We start from the raw sequence: 19,054 nt of genomic DNA, 5'->3' as shown, positions 1-19,054 counted from the left end.
CGACACAGCCCCTGTCGCAGTGCCTGCCTCCGAAGGATCCGGGGGTTTCGCAAGCCCGGGGGCGTGGAGGTCCTGGCCGAGCACCAGGTGGAGAGCGGCCTACCCCGGACGCCCGCACGCGCTGGGGCGAAGAGTGTCGCGGGGTGCGGCGAACGTGGGCGCCACGAGGACGCTCCCTCCAGGACCCGCCGAGCGTGTACCGGCCAGCTCCAGCGATCGGGCGATGTCGGCGCCGACGCCCAGCGTCAGATCTCCGAAGGTCGCGGTCGGCGAGAAGAGACGTATCCGTTCGGTCTGATCGGCTGGAGCGGCGGCGACTTCGTCACTGGAGGCGTCAACGACATCGGTGGGGGTGTCCAGCTGTTCGAGCAGGTCCCGGAGCGTCGAGTTCGACGGGATCGACGGTGGCACCGCACCGTGCTCGGCATCGATCACCACCCGCTGGTGTACCCCCGAACACGCAAAAGCCCCTGACCCTGCGAATTTCTTCGCTGGTCAGGGGCTTGAGCCTCTGGGGTGAGTGACGGGACTTGAATGCCGGTGGGGGCACGGCTGTCGGGTAGGGCCCTCTGTCCGGTTGAGGAGTCGTCTCGGTCGTCCATGGCGCAGGGGCGGGAGTGATTGCCCCTCCTGGCGTCTCAGGCTTCCAGCGCATTTTAATGGATAGTCCTTTCATGGGATGACCCGATTTTCTTTCGGGGTCTTGTGGAGGGATTTCCGGAGTAGAAGTGCATGGGTTTATTGCCGAACGTCACTGTCTGTGCGGATTGGTGGTGGTGTGACGCTCGTGGCAGTAGTGGGGATTGGTGTCACGGGCAAGTAGGGGAGGTCGTGAAGGCTCATTTGGTTACTGTCGCTTTGAGTGATGTTTGTCACACTATGGGCAGGGTGATATCAGGATGGATGTTCGTATTATCGAGAAATATTATTTACAGTGTGGCCGGATGGTGTGGCTCGGCGAGTGCATCATGCGTAGTGGATTGCCAGTGAACTCTCAGTAAATGGAGATTGCTTTTCATGGTTCGTGAGGACATGCGTACTGGCCTTGTGTTCGAGGAGTCTTCTCGGGTGCAGGAAGTTCTTACGCCTGACCGTCGGCAGCGCCTTGATTCACTCACACCCCGGGAGCTTCATGTCTTGTTCGAGCTGCGGGCGGGTGGGGGCAACCGACTGCTCGCGCGCAAGCTGGGGATAGCCGAGCGCACCGTAAAAGCCCACCTCACCAGCATCACGCGCAAACTGAAGCTGGGTTCAAGGGTGGAGACGACGCTGCTCTCCAGGGAAGTTTTCGCTGATCAGCAGCTCATGGGCTTGTATGACCCCAAAGGGCAATAGCGGACGGATTCAGGGCCCTTGTACTGTGATGGGGCGCAGGTGGCGGATGTGTTTTCGGTGCCCCTGGTGCAGCAGTTAAGTGATCGGCCTGGTGGCGACGAATCGCCTTTCTGGTTGTGCGTCCAAGGAAGTTCGACCGTAGGGCCAGAGAAGTCTCCAGGAAAGAACCTCCTCGCTTGCCGGGTTGATGTGCTCCGTGGCATGGATGATGTGAGATCTTCATGCCTCCGTTCACATCACCGCCATTTGGCGGGTTCGCTGGGCAACGCGTGATGCCAATTCTCGGGGGAACCTTATGGTATGGCTGCGCGCGTCGTGGCACTGTCCTGACGTCGAAATTCACCTGGTGATCGATCGGCTTTCCCACGGACTCAGCGCTGGGGGGATGAGGCTGGCGGAAGGAGGGACCCTCGCCACCGCCGAGGAGTTGGCTCGAGGTATGACACGGAAACTGGCGGCCGCCGAGATCGAACTCGGCGGGGCCAAGACAGTTGTCAGCCCCAGGTCGGGCGCGGAGCGCTCCAAGGTGCTGCGGCAGACGGGTGAAGCCCTGCGCCCCTTCCTGGCGGGAGCGTATCTGCTGGGCGAGGACCTCGGCACCACGGGAGCCGACGTGTCCGCCGTGTACGAGGCAGCGGGCGTGGACCCGATCACCGTGGCGCGTGAGCGGGCCGCCGCTCGGGGACTGACTCTCGAAGTCCCCGAGGGGCTCCGTCTGGCGGATCTCATGGATCCGGCCTTCGCCGGCGAACTGGCCGGACAGGGAGTCACGCGGGTCCTGCAAGCCGCACTACGGCACAGGGGGGAGGACGCCTCCGGTCTGCGAGCGGCCGTCCAGGGATTCGGGTCGGTCGGGCAGGCCGCAGCGCGCCACCTGGTGGAGGCGGGGCTACGGGTCGTGACCATAGCGGATGTGGACGGGGCCGTCCACGCTCCCGAAGGTTTGGACACGGAGGCACTGACCGATCTGGCGGGCGAGGGCGGACGCATCGACCGGACGAGGCTGCCCACGGGCGCACGGACGATCACAGGAGAGCAGTGGCTCTCCGAGGAAGCTGAGGTTCTCGTACCCGCAGCCAACGCCCGTACCGTCCACGGCCGCAACGTCGAACTCGTGTCGAAGGCGGCGCGTTACGTGGTCGAGGGAGCTAACGGCCCCCTGACCCCGGACGCGGAGGCGTACCTGGTCGAGCGGGGCGTGACCGTGCTCCCCGACCTCCTCGCCAACGCTGGCTCGGCCGTCGCCTTCGGCCTGCTGGTGACCGGTGAGTCCGTTCTGGACTCCGTCGGCAGCGACTTCCTGGACCGCCTCGACGCCAGCGTCACCGCCTGCTTGAGCGAGATGGAGGGCTCGGGTGAGAGCACGCTTCGGGCGGTGGCGATGCGTCGGGCCGAGGTCTTCTCCGCCGGGTGAGATCCGCCATTCGCCCGTGCCCACCGGTTACGGGTCCCCCTTGCCGTTTCCTACCGGAGGCATCATGTCCCTGGCATCACAGATACGCAAGCCGTTCGCTCTCGGCGACTACCGGGCTCCAACCCATGAGCGCCAGTGGCTGACGAAGGGCGCCATCCTCTACAGCACCTGTGACGAGGACTCGTGGTCGGAGCTGCAGGGCCTGGACATCGGTCCCGGAGATGACGTGCTGTCCATCACCGGGAGCGGCTGCCGAAGCCTGAACCTGCTGATCGGCGGTCCGCGCACGCTCGTCTCCGTCGACGGCAACCCGTTGCAGAACTACCTCATGGAGCTGAAGGTCGAGGGCATCCGCGCTCTGGAGTGCGCCGACTTCCGTGCCTTCATGGGTGTGGACCAGGCGTCCCCCGAGGGCCGGGTGGAGTGGTACGAGCAGATCCGACCTCAGCTCTCCACCGAAGCACGCGCCTTTTGGGATCTCAATCGCGCCGCTATCGGGGAAGGCGTGATCTACAGCGGCGCGCACGAACGCTTCTACGCCACCTACATCGGCCCCGTGGTCCGGTTGCTCCGGGCCAAGCGCCTGCGGCAGATGTACCAGATTCGCGACCTCTCCGAGCACCAGCGCTTCTACGAGACGAAGTGGGACCACGCGGGCTGGCGAGCGGCCGTGCGGCTGCTCGCCCGGCCGAAGCTGATCGAGGCCCTGCTCGGCGACCCCAGCTACTTCGCTCAGGTCAGCCGCGAGGGACCGGTGGCCGACTACCTCCTGGATCGACTGCGGGTGACCTTCGGCCGCCACCTGGCCAGGGACAACCACCTGTTCACCCTGCTCGTGTTCGGTAGGTACCTCCACGACGAGGCCGTGCCTCCGTACCTCTCTCCGACCCACTACGAGACGATCCGCAAGCACGTCGACGCCGTCTCGATCGTCACGCAACGCCTGGACCACTACCTGGAGTCACTCCCGTCGGGGGAGTTCAGCAAGTTCTCCCTCTCCGACATCAGCGGTTGGACGAGCCCGGCCGAGTTCACGTCGACGCTGCGGGAGGTGGCCCGGACCGGGAGGCCGGGCGGACGCCTGTGCTACCGCAACCTGTTCACCGATCGTCCCCTGGCCCCGGAGCTGTCCGATGTGCTCCAGGACATACCTGAGCTGTCCCGAGAGCTGACCGAAAACGACATCGCCTTCGCGTTCACCTTCGTGGTCGCCAGCATCCTCGGCGTCCCGGACACGGAGGCCGAGGCCACCGGTGCGACCAATCCACAGGAGAAGCAGACATGAAGACCTACCCTCCGTTCATCGCCGGGCGCGAAGAACCGGCGGACAAGTGGATCCACGTGCTGCGCGCGAGCGCGCTCCTCGAAGACGCGTTCGGGGCCATGAAGCTCAAACGCACGCTGGACCGAGGGGGCCAGGTGCCGTCCGAGGACGACCGCATCGTGGGCCGGGTGGGGCTGGTCTCGAAGGAACAGTCGGCCCGGGCCCTGGCCGAGGCCCGGCGTGCCCAGAGGATCTGGGCACGCGTCCCCTTCAAGGAGCGTCTGGCCGTGGGTGAGGCCGTGAACGCCCGCTTCGTCGCCCACGCTGAGGAGTTCGTCGAGGTACTGATCGCCGAGGGACACCCCCGTCGCCTGGCGCAGTGGGAGGTCGCGGGCATCATCCAGGGGTCGAGCCCCGAGACGCTGGCTGTCAACGCAGAGATGATGTCGAGGACAGACCGGTCGGGCCAACGAGAGACCCGTGTGGTGCGCAAACCCGACGGTGTCGTCTGTATCAGCCCGCCGCAGAACGCTGCGGTCGCCAATTCCCTACTCGGTCTGCCCACGCTGGTCGGCGGCAACGCCGTGGTCATCAAGGCTCCCCGTAGTGTCCCCTTCGGCACCGCCTGGGCCTGGCGTGAGCTCATCGCTCCGGTCATGGAGGACTTCGGAGCGCCCCCCGGCGTCTTCAGCATCGTGTGCGACGCGCCCCGTCGACAGCTGGACCTGTGGCTCAACAGCCCGGACGTGGACGACATCATGTTCTTCGGCAGTTCCGACCGGGGCCTCGCCATCGAGCGCGAATGCGTCACCCACGGCAAGAAGCCGGTCCTGGAACTGGCCGGCAACGACGGCCTCATGGTGTGGAAGGACGCCGAGGTCGAGCTCGCCGCGCGGGCCGCCGCCGAGTGCTTCTACGGTTCGGCCCAGATCTGCATGGTGCCCAAGTACGCCCTGGTGCACCCGGACGTGGCCGAGGCCTTCACAGAGGCCCTCCGGGTGGCGGTCTCGGAGATCAGGCCCGGAATGCCCGAGGAAGAGGGGGCCCTCCTCTCCCCCGTCATCAAAACCGAGGATTTCTTCGCCACGCTGAACTCGGCGCTCGACGCAGGAGCGACCCTGGTCAGCGGCGGTGACCGGCTCGACCACAGCGGGACCGCCAGCTCCTCCGGCGTGTTCGTCTCACCGACCCTCCTGCGCGTCGACGGCCTGGAGACCGCCCGAGGTCTGGACGCGGTGCGCGAGGAAACGTTCTTCCCGTTGCTGCCGGTCGTGGTCCCGAGGCGGGACGAGGACGCCGCTCTGCTCGAGGACATGCTGGCCTTCCTCGACTCCAACGCCTACGGGCTGCGGAACTCGCTGTGGGCGCAGGACCCGCTGGTCATCGACGCCTTCTGCGAGGGCGTCCAGAGCGGCGGTCTGCTCAAGGTCAACGACAGCCACCTGGGGTTCGTCGGCGGGCTCCCCACCCACGGGGGTACCGGACGGACCGGCGGGGCCCACGGTGAGTGCAACTTCCCCATGCTGCGTACCACCCACTTGCAGGGCATCAGCATCGCTACCGCAGTGACGCCCCGCGAAAGCGTCTTCGACTCCGTTCGCTGAACAACCCCACCACGCCTGGAGCCTGCATGATCGTCCACCGCGACCGCGCGGCGTTGGAAGCCCTGCTCCCCGGTCTTGACGCCGAGTTGACCAAGCGATCCCTGTCCGACCTCGAATCCACCGAGAACGACGGCCTGTCCCTGTACCGCCGGTTCGGCGGCTGCGGTCTGCTCATCCCGAAGGAGAACGGCGGCCTGGCCGCCGACGCGCACACAGCCATCCGGGCGATCCGCGCCCTGGCGGGCCGTTCACCCTCGCTCGCCGTCGCCGCCACGATGCACAACTTCTCCGTGGCCAGCCTGGTGGCCCTGGCGACGCACAGCAACGGTTTCGAGTGGATGCTGCTCGACGCCGTCGCGTCCGACCGACTCTTGGTATGCAGTGCCTTCGCGGAGGGACGCAGCGGTCAGGGGGTGCTCGCGCCGACCATGAGGGCTCGCCGCGAAAACGACCACTGGGTGATCGACGGGCGCAAGAAGCCCTGCTCGCTCTCGCGGTCCATGAACCTGATCACGGCGAGCGTCGCACTGGAGGACGCAGACGGCGGGGAACCGCAGTTCGGTGTCGCCCTGATCCCCGCGGAGACCCCGGGTATCAGCGTGCGGCCCTTCTGGAACAGTCAGGTGCTCACCGGCGCGGAAAGCGACGAACTGATCCTGGACAACGTCATCGTCGGAGACGATCTCGTGGTCCGACCCGAACTGGATCCCGGCTCCAACCTCGACAACCTCCAGACCACCGGGATGATCTGGTTCTCGCTCCTGATCGCGGGCGGTTACCTCGGCATGGCCGGCGCGCTCGTCGAACGGCTCTGGGACAGCGGCAGGGACCGGGACCGCTGCGCCACCGCCCTGCTCGAACTGGAGGCCGCCGACCTCGCCCTGGCGAGTGTGGCCTCGGAGCTGGACAGTGGGGCCGCCGACAACGGCGTCCTGGCCCGCGCGCTCACCGCCAGGTACGCGGCCCACGACACCTCCCGAAGGGTCGCGGACTCCTGTGTGGAAGCGCTGGGAGGCATGGGGTTCGTGTCCTCGCGGGATGTCAGCTACCTGGTCTCGGCCACCCACGCCGGTCAGTTTCACCCGCCGTCCAGGCGCTCGGCACTGACGTCCTTCCATGACTACTTCGACGGCTCCGCGCTCCGGATCGACTAGGGGAGAGACTGTGGCCATCTCGGAACTGCCTGCCCCCGCTGAAACCGTCTCCCTGTCCCGGCGTCATCTCAGCAGCGGACGCGCCTCGCTGGGCGAGATGTTCGGTGGGCATCTGGAAGCCGCTTCGCACGGGGCCGTCGTCACCACGCATGAGGGCCGCGAGTTCCTCAACTGCGCGGGGTACGGCGTCCTGCTCCTCGGTTCGACCCATCCGCGGGTCGTCGACGCCGTGGTCCACCAGGTGCGCACCCACCCGGTATCCTCGCGCATCCTCCCTGACACCGCGGCGCCGCTGGCCGCTGAGGCGCTCGTACGAGTGGCCCCCGACGGGCTCACCAAGGTGCACTTCACCGGTTCGGGGGCCGAAGCCACCGAGTGCGCGATCAAACTGGCCCGCGCCCAGGGGAAGCGGCGCCTGGTCACCACGGTCAACGGCTACCACGGCAAGACCATGGGTGCGCTGAGCGTTACGGCCCGGCACCTGTACCAGGAGCCTTTCGAACCCCTGCTGCCCGACGTCACCGAAGTCCCCTTCGGAGACGCGCAGGCCCTGGAACGGGCGCTTGAGGGCGCTCCTCCCTCCTGCTTCCTCGTGGAGCCGGTCCAGGGGGAGGGAGGTGTCATCGTTCCCCCTGCGGGTTATCTCCAAGAGGTCGCGCGCCTGTGCCGCGCCCACGACTGCTTCCTTGTCGTGGACGAGGTGCTGACCGGTCTGGGTCGCCTCGGCCACTGGTGGGCGTCGCAGTCCGAGGGCCCGGTGCACTGTGACGCCCTGCTCGTCGGTAAGGGCCTGTCCGGGGGCGTCGTGCCCGTCTCCGCGGTCCTGGCCACCCCCGAGGCGTACAAACCCTTCGACAAGGACCCGTTCATCCACACCTCCACCTTCTCCGGTGCCCCCATCGCCATGGCCGCGGCCCGCGCGGCGATCGAGGCCCTCCAGGAAGAGGACGCCGTGGGTCGCGCCGCCCAGCTGGGCGAGCTCATCCGCCCGGCCATCGCGCAGAGCGCGCGGCGCCACTGCGGGCACCTGGTCACCGAGGTACGAGGCCAAGGTCTGCTGATCGGCCTGGAGATGCGGGACGCGGGTCTGGCCGGCGAGGTGATGCTCGAACTCCTTGAGGAACGGGTCCTGGTCAACCACTCCCTGAACAATTCACAGGTGCTGCGCCTCACACCCGCGGCAACGCTGACTGTCCCGCAGACCGACTGGCTCCTGGAGGCCTTCGACCGGGCGCTCGCCGTGGTCGGACAACGTTTCCCCGCCTAGCCACCATCCCCAGACACAGGCCGAAAGGACGTCCCCATGCAAAAGGTCAGCATTGAGGCAGTGATCAAGGACCGGTCTCCCGAAGAGGTCTTCGACGTGGTCAGCGACTTCGGTCGCTATCCCGATCTGGTCGACACCGTGCGTGCCGTCACTGTCCGCCAGGACTCCGACGGCCAACGCGCCGTCAGCGACTGGGAGGTCTATTTCCGCAACGGCGTCCTGTCGTGGACCGAGGGTGACGTCCTGGACCGTTCGGCCCTCACGATCTCCTTCGAACAGGTCGCGGGTGACTTCGACGTCTTCACCGGAGAGTGGCGGATGGCGGTGTCGGACGCGAACACCCGGCTCTCCTTCATCGCGGAGTTCGACTTCGGCGTCCCGAGTCTGTCCACCATCATCGACCCCGTCGCGGTCCGGGTTCTCACGGAGACCATGGAGACCATCCTCATGGGCCTCTTCGAGAATGAGGTCGTCTTCGAACACCAGCCGTCACAGGAGCTCGCGCACCTGCTGTCGGGCGCACGGTGACGATCGTGGGAACCGCGCGTCCGTACGAGCCCGTCCAGGTGGTGGGCGTGTGCGGCAGCCTCTACGGCGGATCGACCGAGGCAGCCCTGCGCGTCGCCCTGAACGGAGCGGCCGAACACGGGGCCCAGACCGAGCTCCTCGTCGGCTCCGACCTGGAGCTGCCGCCCTACAGTCCCAGCATGGTGGGCTCGGACAACGTCACCCGGCTGCTCAAGGCCATGACCGGCGCGGACGCCATCGTGCTCGCCTCACCGGCCTACCACGGATCGATCAGCGGGTTGCTCAAGAACGCCCTGGACTGTGTGGAGGAGCTGGGCTCACACGACCCCCCCTACCTGGACGGCAAAGCGGTCGGCTGCGTCAGTGTCGGCGCGGGTGTTCAGGGCGCGGCGAACACGCTGCGGACCCTACGGGACATAGCCCACGCGCTGCGTGCCTGGCCGGTGCCCATGGGGGCCGCCTTGAACAGTACTCAGGAGATGAGCAAGGGCGTCTGGGACGCGGCGGCGCACGACAAACTCCGGCTCGTCGGTCGGCAGGTCGTCGACTTCGCTCTCATGAGCAGGGGCGTCGGAGCGTGAGACCGCCGCCAGGGAACACAGCGAGAGTGAAGGGCACAGGGCCCTCTGAGCGTACGGGCCGGAGGGAGAGCGAGAGCACCACGCTCTTCGTCCGAGCCCGCTCGGCGGGCGACCGAAGCGGCGCGTCGGCCGACTTCTGGGTGAGCGTCCGAGAGGGCCGGGTCGTGCGAACGGGACACGGAAACCCCCCGGAGGCCGATCACGTGGTCGACTGTCAAGGCCGGTACCTGCTGCCCGGGTTCGTGGACGGCCACATCCACCTCACCAGCGCCGCTCTGCTGGTCGGTGCCTTGGACGGCTCCGGCCTGCGCACGTGGGCTCAGGTGGTGCGTGCGGTCGCCGACCACGTCCGCCACGCCCCCGACCGAGGCTGGCTGATCGTGCACCACCTCGACCTGGACGCCCCGGGGAGAGCACCGCGTGCCCTGGCCGATCTGCTGGACGAGGCGGGCCGGGGCCGCCCCGTGCTTCTGGCCGACCCCTCGTTACACCGCGGTGCGGCCTCGACCACAGCCCTGTCCTCCCTCGTGCTGTCCGGGGTGCCGCGACACGATCTGCCGCGCGGTGTCGGGGGCGGCCTCTTGTACGAGGCCGCGTTCAGCCGGGCGTGGGGTCGCGCGCTGCGGGACCGGGTTCTCCAGGTCGAGGAGGCCCTGGACGGTGTGAGCGCGCGCCTGCTCCAAGCCGGAGTGACCCGGGTGCACGAACCCGGGGTGACCGTGGCACAGGCAGCCGCCCTGACGCGGCTGGCCGAGAGGGTGCCGCTCCGGGTGAGCTGGTCTCTGGCCGAGCCGAGCGGATTGTTCGACCCCGTCGGCCCTCAGACCGTCGCGGCCGTCGACGGGGCCGGCGCCACCGGGGTCAAGCTGTTCCTGGACGGTGGGCACCGGTGCGCGGTGTGCCTGCCCGCAGCCGCGGCACTGCGCTCCCTACGCGGCACCGCCTTGGCGAGTCTGCGTTCGGGCTCGGCCGCGCCCTGGAACGCCCTGGCGGCGATCCGCCCGCGCCTGGCGGGCGCGCACACGCACTCGGGCGACCTCAGAACCACCGATGACCGCGTGCGCGAGGTCGCCGACGGGCTCGGGGACGAACGCCTCCTGCGCGTGCACGCCATGGGCAACCGGGCCGTGAACCAAGCGACCCGCGTTCTGCGGGGGCGGCCCGCAATCCTCGAACACGCTCTCGCGCTGGGCCCACGCGAGGTCGAGCGCCTGGCCAGCTCGGGTCTCGCGGTCAACACCCAGCCGGGTTTCCTCGCCGGTTACGGGCAAACGATCCGTGAGCGCGGGGTCGAGCCCGACCTACGGGTGCTTCCACTGCGCGACCTCACGGACGCCGGGGTGCCCCTGGCACTCAGTTCCGACTACCCCTGTGGGCCGCTCGATCCCCTCCACAACCTCCGCTCGGCCGTCACCCGACGCACCACGGACGGTCGAGAACTGGGCGCCGACCAGCGCCTGACATCCGCCGAGGCACTGTGGGCGGCCGGACCTGCCGGAGCTCGCCAACTGGGAGAGGGAGCGGTCGGGCTGGAACCCGGGGCGCCGGCCGACCTCGTGCTCTGCGACGGACATCCCGTATCACCATCGGCTCGGGTCCGCGAAACCTATGTTGGTGGGGCGCGTGCCTGGCCTCACGGAACAGGCCGCACCGTGTACCCCTTCCGTGGACCGAGCGAGAGAGTGCTGCACCACCCATGAGCCAAGTGAACCTGAGGACCCGCCTGGGGACCCGGCACACCGTCGACACCCCCATCGGGCGCATCCACTACTACGAACGCGGGCAGGGGCCCGTGCTGGTCTTCGTGCACGGTGTCATCGCCAACGCCGACCTGTGGAACGAAGTCGTGCCGCGGCTGGCGGACTCCCACCGTTGTGTGACGCTCGACCTGCCGCTCGGCTCCCACAGCGAACCCGCAGCGCCCGGCGCCGATCTGTCCCCCGGCTCCATCGCGGCCGTGGTCGCGGAGACGCTGGCACAGGTGGCCCCGCAGGGCTGCGTCCTGGTGGGCAACGACTCCGGCGGCGTCATCTCGCAGTTGGTGGCGGTGCAGGCCCCCGAACGGCTCAACGGCCTCGTCCTCACCTCGTGCGACGCCTTCGACAACTTCCTGCCCTGGGCACTGCGCTACACCCAGCTGCTGGCGCGGATTCCCGGTGGCGTCTGGGTCATGACCCAGGCACTGCGCCTGCCCCCGGTGCGCGCGTTGCCCCTCGCCTTCGGTTGGCTCACCAAACAGCCGGTACCCGCCGCCGTGTGGCGGTCCTTCCTGGAACCATCGCGGAGCCGGAGTGGCATCCGTCGCGACCTGGGCAAGTTCCTGCGGGGGATTTCCACCAAGTACACGCGGCGCACCGCCGTGGAACTTCGCCGCTTCGACCGGCCCGCACTCCTTGCCTGGGCCGACACCAGCCGTATCTTCCCGATCGAGCACGCCCACCGCCTGGCCGAGCGCATGCCCGACGCGGTCGTGCGCCCGATCTCCGACAGCTACGCGCTGGTCCCGCTCGATCAGCCGGAGTCCCTGGCCCGAGAAGTGCGCTCGTTCGTGGCGGATCGCATCCCGAACGACTGATTCGCGACCGAAGGGAGAAGGAATGGGCTTGTCTGGCCGCCGCTGGACGCTTCCGCTGTCCTGCCTTGCCGTTGTCGTCCTCGGGATGGACAACACGATTCTCAACGTCGCGCTGCCGACCCTGTCCCGGCCGCCGGTGAGCGCCACCACCGTGGAACTCCAGTGGATCGTGGACGCCTACCTTCTGCTCTTCGCCTGTCTGCTGCTGCTCGGAGGGGCGTGCGGAGACCGGTTCGGGCACCGACGCGCGCTCATGATCGGCATGGCGGTGTTCGGGGGCGGCTCCGCCCTCGCCGCGGCCGTCTCCACCCCCGAGACGCTCATCGTCGCGCGCGCAGTCATGGGCGCCGGGGCGGCCTTCGTCCTGCCCACCACCCTGAGCATGTTGGTGGAGGCCTACCCGGACCAGGCGAGCCGGTTCAGGGCCATCACCGTGTGGTCGGCCGCCTCGGGGCTCGGCGTGGCCCTGGGACCGGCCGTGGGAGGCGCGCTCCTGGAGTGGTTCCCCTGGCAGTCGATCTTCCTGATCAACATCCCCGTCGCGGTGGTTGTCATGGTACTGGCCCCGGCCGTCGTACCGCAGCGGGCGGACGGCGACCGCCCGGGGGTGGACTGGCTGGGCGCCGTGTTGTCGATCCTCGCTTTCACCGCTCTGGTGTTCGCGATCGTGGAGGCCCCTGAACGGGGCTGGTCGGACACCGTCGTCGTGTGCGGGTTCGCCCTCACGGCGGTGGCGCTCGTCCTGTTCGTGGTCTGGGAGCGCAGGGTCGAGCACCCCATGCTGGACGTCCGACTCTTCGGCAGACGCAGGTTCGCCGCGCCCACCGCGATTCTGGCCCTGGCGTTCTTCGCGGTCTTCGGCTGCCTCTTCCCGCTGACCCTGTACCTGCAGTTCGTGGAGGGGTACAGCGCTGTCGAGGCCGGGGTTCGGCTCCTTCCCGTGGCGATCGCGCTGATGGCGGCCAGCCCGGTGGCGGCGCGTCTGTCGCCCAGGCTCGGCGACCGGGCCACCATCGTCATCGGCATGGTCGCCCTGGGGTGCGGACTCACCGTGCTGTCGCTGGCCACGGGCAACAGCACGGGTTACGGAGCGGTGCTGGCGGCCACTGTGCTCATGGGCTTTGGAACGGGGCTGGTTCTCCCGCTGGCCACAGGACTGGCCGTGGGGGAGCTGCGCAGTACCGAGACCGGTGTGGGCAGCGCGGTCAACCAGGCCGTCCGCCAGATCGGGGTCGCCCTCGGAGTGGCCGTGCTGGGCTCCCTCACGGCGCTGGGCTACCGGACCAGGGCGGAGGACGCCCTCCAGGACTGGGCCGGGACACAGGACCTGACGGACGGTGCCGTCGCCATGGCCCGTGAGCAGATCTCCGGAGCCCTCGAAGCAGCCCAGGGTCTCGACCAGCAGGCGGGACAGGAGCTGTCGGACCTGGCCCGAACCGCGTTTCGCGAGGCCATGGCCGACTCACTGCTCGTCGCGGTGGGTGCGGTGGCACTCGGCGTGCTGCTCGCCCTGGTCCTGCCGTCTCGCTCGAAACCCGGTCGTGGGCAGGAACCCACCTCGTCCGCCGCTGGCGGCGGCCCCGGCACCGACAGGGCCTCACCGACGTAAGGACCCCCACCACCCCGCTCGCCGGGACACCTCTCTACAGGAAGGCCCAGACCACCGTGAAGGACCGCTACTCGCTTTACTGGGATGATGGCGCCGTCGTCGCCGTGGACCAGCGTGCCTTGCCCCACACGTTGGTGTGGCTCCGCCTCACCGACGTGGGCGAGCTCATCACCGCCATCCAGACGTTGGCGATCCGGGGTGCTCCAGCGCTCGGCATCGCCGGGGCCTTCGGCGTGGCCTTGGCCGCGCAGGAGGGCCGGGCCCGTGAGGCCGTGCTAGCCGACACCGAACTGCTCGAAGAGGCCCGACCCACGGCTGTCAACCTCTCCGTCGGAGTGCGACGGGCACGGAACCGTTTCCTCGACGGTGGCCGCGCCGCCGCGCTCGCCGAGGCCGAGGCCATGCTCGGCGAGGACGAGCGGACCAACTACACCATGGCGGCCTGGGCCGCGGCCGAAGCGCTGCGTCTGTGCGGTAACGGTCCCCTGCGTGTGCTCACCCATTGCAACACCGGGCGCCTGGCCACGGCTGCCCACGGTACGGCGATCGGTGCGATCAAGGACTTGGCGGGACGGGGAAAGATCGACACCGTGCTCGTGGACGAGACCCGGCCCCTGCTCCAAGGCGCCCGACTGACCGCTTGGGAGCTGTCGGAAGAAGACATCCCCCACCGGGTGTGCGTGGACTCGGCCGCGGCGTGGGCGATGGCCTCCGGCGAGGTCGACTGCGTGCTGGTCGGCGCCGACCGGGTGGCGGCCAACGGCGACGTCGCCAACAAGATCGGCACCTACTCGCTCGCCGTGGCCGCCCGCCGACACGGCATCCCCTTCCTGGTCGTCGCCCCCGAGTCCACCCGCGACCCCTCCGTGGCGAGCGGTGACGAGATCGTCGTGGAGCAGCGCTCCGATCTCGAAGTGACCGAACCCGCGGGCGTCGCGGTCACGCCAAGGGGCACTCCCGCCTACAACCCGGCTTTCGACGTGACACCGGCGGCCCTGGTCACCGCTCTGGTCACGGAACGCGGGGTCTTCCCCTCGGCTGGAACGGTGTCCCGCGCGCAGGGCACCGGATCCGAGGACGCCCTCGCTCGACGCGTCCTCGACGCCACGACGCTTCACCCGGACTTCCCGAGGGCCGGCGTGAACTTCCGCGACCTCGGTGGTGTCCTCGCCGACCCCGCTCTCCTCGGGGACCTCACCGAGGCCTTGTCGTGCAGGGTCGGGGGTCCGGTCGACGCCGTCGTCGCTGTGGAAGCGCGCGGCTTCCCCTACGGCGCCGCGCTTGCCAGGCACCTGGACGCGCCCCTGGTCCTGGTTCGCAAACCGGGCAAGCTCCCCGGCCCCACCTACGATGCCTCCTACAGCCTGGAGTACGGCGCGGACACCCTCCACCTCATGAAGGGCGCGGTGCCGAGCGGCGCCCGGGTTCTGGTCGTGGACGACGTCGCAGCCACCGGCGGCACGCTCGAAGCCGCCGCCGAACTCGTCACCCGGGCTGGCGGCAGTGTCGTCGGGGTCGCCACCGTACTCAGCCTGATCGGGCTCGGCGCACGTGAGCGCCTGGCCTCCTACCCCTACATCACGCTGTGCGAGGTGGAGGCATGAACGACGCGGACGAGCAGAGTGAGGAGCTGGCCCGGATGTGCCACCTCCTCTACACCAGGGGCTGGATGCCCGGTACCTCGGGCAACATCTCCGTGCGGTCGGTACACGACACCGAGGAAGCGGTCATCACCGCCAGCGGCAGGGACAAGGGCCGCATGACGCCTGCCGACACCGTCCGTGTCCGGGTGGCTGACGCTCGCCCCAGCAGCCCGGGCCAGCCCCGGCCCTCCGCCGAGACCCTCATCCACACGGCGCTCTACCGGGGCACCGACTGCGGCGCCGTCGTGCACGTGCACCCCCCGTACGCGACCACCGTCTCCAGCGCGCTGCGGCCGGAGGCGAGCAGGTCGGACCTGGAAATCACCCGGTACGAACTGCTGAAAGGCCTGGGACGGGGTTTCCACCCGCGTGCCCTGGTCCCGGTCTTCGCCAACCATGACGACGTGGGACGAATCGGGGCGGACGTCGAGAAGTGGCTGGACGAAGACGATGTCCCGCCGCCCGTACTCCTCATCGCCGACCACGGATTGACCTCGTGGGGCGCCGACCTGTCGTCCGCTCTCGCCAGGGCCGAATGCCTGGAGGCGATGTGTGGGCTGCTGCTGCTCGAACGTGGTACCGACCGAACACCCCTCGTCCCCTGAGAAAGGTGAATCACATGACCCTTCTGCAGATCATGCCCGAGCACGACGCGTCGAAGATTCTGGTCCGCACCTCCGACCCCGACCGCATCGCCCGGGAGCTCTCCGAACAGGGGGTCGAGTTCGGACGATGGGACGTACCGGACGGCTATGACCCGGACTCCGACACCGAGCGGATCATGGACTGCTTCCGTGACCGGGTCGAGCGCATCAGCGCCGAACGCAGCTTCCGCTTGGTGGACGTCGCCCGGCTCCGTCCTGACGACGATCCCGCGTGGCCGGAGAAAGCGGCCGAGGCCCGGTCCAAGTTCCTCCAGGAGCACCGGCACAGCGAGAACGAGGTGCGCTTCTTCGCGTCCGGCAGCGGCTGCTTCTACCTGCATCTCGGCGACCGGGTGTACGCACTGGTGTGCACGGAAGGGGACCTGGTCTCCGTGCCCGCCGGGACACGCCACTGGTTCGACATGGGTACGCGCCCCGACTTCGTCGCTGTCCGCTTCTTCGAGGAGAAGGACGGATGGGTCGGAGACTTCACGGGCGACCGCATCTCTGATTCCTTCCCCACCTTGGATGATCTGGTGAGGACCGGATGAGCCCCGCGACCGACCTCGGTGCCGCCGTCGACACGTTGGTCCTGGACATCGAGGGCACCACGAGTCCCGCTGCTGCGGTCCACCAGACCCTGTTCGGATACGCCTCCGCCCGGCTGGAGGAGTGGATGGACCGCCATGCCTTCGAACCCGAGACCGCCCGCTGCCTGGAGGAGACCCGGGAGCGGGCGGGTCTGCGCCCCGACAGCGGGAACGAGGAGGTTCTGAGGGTGCTCCGAACCTGGATCAAGCAGGACGTCAAGGAACGGCCGTTGAAGACCCTCCAGGGCCTGATCTGGCGTGAGGGCTTCCAACGCGCGGACCTGCACGGTGTGGTCTACGAGGACGTGCCGCCGAGCCTGAGGGCGTGGAGGAAGGCAGGGTTGCGCTGCTTCGTGTACTCGTCGGGCTCCGTCCAGGCTCAGCGTGACTGGTTCGGACACACCAGCCCGCACGGTGATCTCACCCCCTACCTGGACGGTCACTTCGACCTCACCACAGCGGGCCCCAAGAGGGAGCCTGGCTCCTACCGCACCATCGCCCGGTCCGTGGGGCTCGACGGTCCGGGGCAAAGCGCCCGAATCCTCTTCTGCTCCGACACCCCAGCCGAACTCGACGCCGCGGCCGAGGCCGGATGGCGGACCTGCGGGGTCCGGCGGCCTGGCGAAGCCGTCACCTCCCAGGCTCCGGAACACCCCTGGGTCGACGACTTCACCGCCCTCACCCCAGACCCGAACGCCCGGACCGTCCCTCTGCCCGCGAAGGACCCACGATGAACGCACCCTCCCGTCCCCACATCGCCGTCATCGGCGGCAGCGGCTTCTACCACCTCTTCGAGGACTCGAGCGCACCGGTCACGCAGATACGTCCCGCCACGCCCTACGGCGAGACGTCCGGCCCCATCACCATCGGGGAGGTCGCCGGGAACCCGGTCGCGTTCCTGCCCCGGCACGGAGAGAACCACCGCTGGCCCGCGCACCGGATCAACTACCGCGCCAACCTGTGGGCCCTCTACTCCCTGGGGGTGCGCAGGATCGTGGCGCCCTGCGCCGTGGGCTCGCTCGACCCCTCCCTGGGTCCTGGTTCCATCGTGGTCCCCGACCAGCTCATCGATCGTACGAGCGGACGCCCGGACACGTTCTACGACCAGGGCGCGGTGCACGTCTCCTTCGCCGACCCGTACTGCACTGCTGGAGCGGAGGCGGTGAACCAGGCGTCCCAGAAGCTGGACACACCGACTACGCAGGGGGGCACCATGGTCGTCATCCAGGGGCCCCGGTTCGCGACGCGCGCGGAGTCACGGTTCCACGCGAGCATGGGCGGGTCGCTGGTCAACATGACCGCGATACCGGAAGCGTCCCTGGCGCGTGAACTGGCGGTGTGCTACACCTCCGTGGCCCTGGTCACCGACCTCGACGCCGGAGTGGACCGGGAGCAGGCGGTCGACCAGGTGTCCGTCTTCGAGGTCTTCCAGGCCAATCTGGTCCGACTACGATCGCTGGTCGCCACCACGGCGGAGCTGCTGGCCAAGGAAGACGAACGCGGATGCGCCTGCGCACGGGCCCTGGACGGGATGAACCCGCCGCTCGACCTCCCGTCCGCACCAGCGGAGCGGGAGGGCTGAGCCGATGGTCCGGTCGTCACCGGCCAGACGCCTACGGGGGTTCGGCACGTCGGTCTTCGCGGAGATGTCGGGCCTGGCGGCGCGAACAGGCGCGATCAATCTCGGCCAGGGCTTCCCCGACACCCAGGGACCCGAGGAGATGGCCAGGACCGCCGCGCGGGCCGTTCTGGAAGGGCGGGGGAACCAGTACCCGCCGGGCAACGGGTTCTCCGACCTGCGCGCGGCCGTAGCCGAGCACCAGAGCCGTTTCTACGGACTGGAGTTCGACCCCGAGAGCGAAGTACTCATCACGACGGGGCGACCGAGGGCATCGCGGCCGCTCTCCTGGCACTCCTGGAGCCAGGGGATGAGGTGCTCGTCCTGGAGCCCTACTACGACTCCTACGCCGCGTGTGTCTCCATGGCCGGCGCGGTCCGCGTGACTGTCACCCTGCGTGCCCCCGGCTTCCGCCTCGATCTGGACGCCCTTCGGGACGCGGTGACCCCCAGGACGCGGATGATCCTGCTGAACTCGCCGCACAACCCCACCGGAACGGTCCTGACGTCCGAGGAACTGTCCGCGATAGCGCGGTTGGCGGTGGAGCACGACCTGCTGGCCGTCACCGACGAGGTTTACGAGCACCTGGTCTACGACGGTGCGCAGCACGTCCCGCTGGCCGCGTTCCCCGGAATGCGCGAGCGGACCGTGTCGGTCTCCTCAGCTGGGAAGACGTTCTCCTTCACCGGCTGGAAGGTGGGCTGGGTGACGGGTCCGGCCCGTCTGGTCACCTCGGTTCGTTTGGCCAAGCAGTACCTCACCTTCGCGAGCTCGGGCCCCTTCCAGTTCGCGGTCGCCGACGGTTTACGGCTGCCCGACTCCTACTTCCACGGTGTGAGGGAGAACCTCGAAGCCAAACGCGACATCCTCTCCGAGGGGCTGGCCAGGGCGGGGTTCAGGGTCCAGCGCCCCCAGGGCACGTACTTCGTCACCGTGGACATCACCCCCTTGGGCGAGTCCGACGGGGTGGAGTTCTGTCGTGCCCTGCCGCACCGGTGCGGAGTGGTCGGCATCCCCAACGCGGTCTTCCACGACGACAAGGAGGCGGGTCGGAGCCAAGTGCGGTTCGCCTTCTGCAAGGAGAGGGCCGTGCTGGGGGAGGCGGTCAAGCGACTCTCGCGTCTGTGAGTCCCTGATCGGGGCTGTGGGGCGCGAGGTCCGCGTCGGGCCCTCGGAGCGTTCCGGTGTGCGTGCCGCGCCTGCTCTTGCTTTCGCCAGGGCGCCGGTG

General features: G+C 68.7%; 17 protein-coding genes and 1 pseudogene. 17 read left to right on the top strand and 1 reads right to left on the bottom strand.

The genetic code is table 11. The annotated features are described in order from the left end of the window. Nucleotides 1-99 precede the first annotated feature (99 nt). Nucleotides 100-435 carry a hypothetical protein gene (locus BDW27_RS01655; protein WP_146223238.1) on the bottom strand — a complete coding sequence of 112 codons (336 nt, stop codon included), beginning with the start codon at nucleotides 433-435 and terminating at the stop codon, nucleotides 100-102. Nucleotides 436-1,017: 582 nt separating this feature from the next. Between BDW27_RS01655 and BDW27_RS01650 the strand changes: the two genes are divergently transcribed. The 17 genes and pseudogenes from BDW27_RS01650 to BDW27_RS01570 all read left to right on the top strand — a co-directional run bounded on the left by BDW27_RS01650 (nucleotide 1,018) and on the right by BDW27_RS01570 (nucleotide 18,954). Continuing rightward, nucleotides 1,018-1,335: a helix-turn-helix transcriptional regulator gene (locus BDW27_RS01650; protein WP_199560513.1), complete on the top strand. Its 318-nt coding sequence runs from the start codon at nucleotides 1,018-1,020 to the stop codon at nucleotides 1,333-1,335. A gap of 295 nt (nucleotides 1,336-1,630) precedes the next feature. Then, nucleotides 1,631-2,749, top strand: coding sequence for a Glu/Leu/Phe/Val dehydrogenase dimerization domain-containing protein (locus BDW27_RS01645; protein WP_110047929.1), 1,119 nt, complete (start codon nucleotides 1,631-1,633; stop codon nucleotides 2,747-2,749). 64 nt (nucleotides 2,750-2,813) lie between these two features. Beyond that, a complete protein-coding gene (locus BDW27_RS01640; protein WP_110047928.1) occupies nucleotides 2,814-4,034 on the top strand; it encodes a DUF3419 family protein in 1,221 nt (406 codons plus the stop codon). After that, entirely contained in the window at nucleotides 4,031-5,617 is a 1,587-nt protein-coding gene (locus BDW27_RS01635; protein WP_110047927.1) for an aldehyde dehydrogenase, read from the top strand. Before BDW27_RS01640 ends, BDW27_RS01635 begins: the two co-directional genes overlap by 4 nt. Before the next feature lie 26 nt (nucleotides 5,618-5,643). Further along, nucleotides 5,644-6,771 carry an acyl-CoA dehydrogenase family protein gene (locus BDW27_RS01630; RefSeq protein WP_110047926.1) on the top strand — a complete coding sequence of 376 codons (1,128 nt, stop codon included), beginning with the start codon at nucleotides 5,644-5,646 and terminating at the stop codon, nucleotides 6,769-6,771. A gap of 10 nt (nucleotides 6,772-6,781) precedes the next feature. Then, a complete protein-coding gene (locus BDW27_RS01625; RefSeq protein WP_199560512.1) occupies nucleotides 6,782-8,038 on the top strand; it encodes an aspartate aminotransferase family protein in 1,257 nt (418 codons plus the stop codon). Nucleotides 8,039-8,074: 36 nt separating this feature from the next. Next, nucleotides 8,075-8,566: a type II toxin-antitoxin system RatA family toxin gene (locus BDW27_RS01620; RefSeq protein ID WP_110047924.1), complete on the top strand. Its 492-nt coding sequence runs from the start codon at nucleotides 8,075-8,077 to the stop codon at nucleotides 8,564-8,566. 5 nt (nucleotides 8,567-8,571) lie between these two features. After that, entirely contained in the window at nucleotides 8,572-9,147 is a 576-nt protein-coding gene (locus tag BDW27_RS01615; protein WP_110048084.1) for an NADPH-dependent FMN reductase, read from the top strand. A gap of 203 nt (nucleotides 9,148-9,350) precedes the next feature. Beyond that, nucleotides 9,351-10,847 carry an amidohydrolase gene (locus BDW27_RS01610; RefSeq protein WP_158543559.1) on the top strand — a complete coding sequence of 499 codons (1,497 nt, stop codon included), beginning with the start codon at nucleotides 9,351-9,353 and terminating at the stop codon, nucleotides 10,845-10,847. Further along, nucleotides 10,844-11,722 carry an alpha/beta fold hydrolase gene (locus BDW27_RS01605; RefSeq protein ID WP_110047923.1) on the top strand — a complete coding sequence of 293 codons (879 nt, stop codon included), beginning with the start codon at nucleotides 10,844-10,846 and terminating at the stop codon, nucleotides 11,720-11,722. Before BDW27_RS01610 ends, BDW27_RS01605 begins: the two co-directional genes overlap by 4 nt. A 22-nt stretch (nucleotides 11,723-11,744) precedes the next feature. Further along, entirely contained in the window at nucleotides 11,745-13,331 is a 1,587-nt protein-coding gene (locus tag BDW27_RS01600) for an MFS transporter (RefSeq protein WP_110047922.1), read from the top strand. A 56-nt stretch (nucleotides 13,332-13,387) separates the two neighbouring features. Beyond that, the gene (gene mtnA, locus BDW27_RS27650; RefSeq protein WP_110047921.1) at nucleotides 13,388-14,935 is read left to right on the top strand and encodes an S-methyl-5-thioribose-1-phosphate isomerase; all 1,548 of its coding nucleotides are present in this window, start codon (nucleotides 13,388-13,390) and stop codon (nucleotides 14,933-14,935) included. Further along, nucleotides 14,932-15,579 (top strand): methylthioribulose 1-phosphate dehydratase, encoded by a 648-nt coding sequence (gene mtnB, locus BDW27_RS01590; protein WP_110047920.1) that lies wholly within the window; start codon nucleotides 14,932-14,934, stop codon nucleotides 15,577-15,579. Before mtnA ends, mtnB begins: the two co-directional genes overlap by 4 nt. Before the next feature lie 14 nt (nucleotides 15,580-15,593). Beyond that, entirely contained in the window at nucleotides 15,594-16,169 is a 576-nt protein-coding gene (locus BDW27_RS01585; RefSeq protein WP_110047919.1) for an acireductone dioxygenase, read from the top strand. After that, nucleotides 16,166-16,942, top strand: a complete 777-nt coding sequence (mtnC, locus tag BDW27_RS01580) for an acireductone synthase (RefSeq protein WP_110047918.1) — start codon at nucleotides 16,166-16,168, stop codon at nucleotides 16,940-16,942. Before BDW27_RS01585 ends, mtnC begins: the two co-directional genes overlap by 4 nt. Next, nucleotides 16,939-17,790 carry an S-methyl-5'-thioadenosine phosphorylase gene (locus tag BDW27_RS01575; protein WP_110047917.1) on the top strand — a complete coding sequence of 284 codons (852 nt, stop codon included), beginning with the start codon at nucleotides 16,939-16,941 and terminating at the stop codon, nucleotides 17,788-17,790. Before mtnC ends, BDW27_RS01575 begins: the two co-directional genes overlap by 4 nt. Before the next feature lie 4 nt (nucleotides 17,791-17,794). After that, nucleotides 17,795-18,954: pseudogene (locus tag BDW27_RS01570) on the top strand (pyridoxal phosphate-dependent aminotransferase). The last annotated feature ends 100 nt before the right edge of the window (nucleotides 18,955-19,054 follow it).

This window comes from Nocardiopsis sp. L17-MgMaSL7 (genome assembly GCF_003182025.1).
Taxonomy (GTDB): domain Bacteria; phylum Actinomycetota; class Actinomycetes; order Streptosporangiales; family Streptosporangiaceae; genus Nocardiopsis; species Nocardiopsis prasina.
The sequence above is the reverse complement of the archived record's forward strand: the minus strand, read 5'-3'. Positions and strand labels throughout refer to the sequence as shown.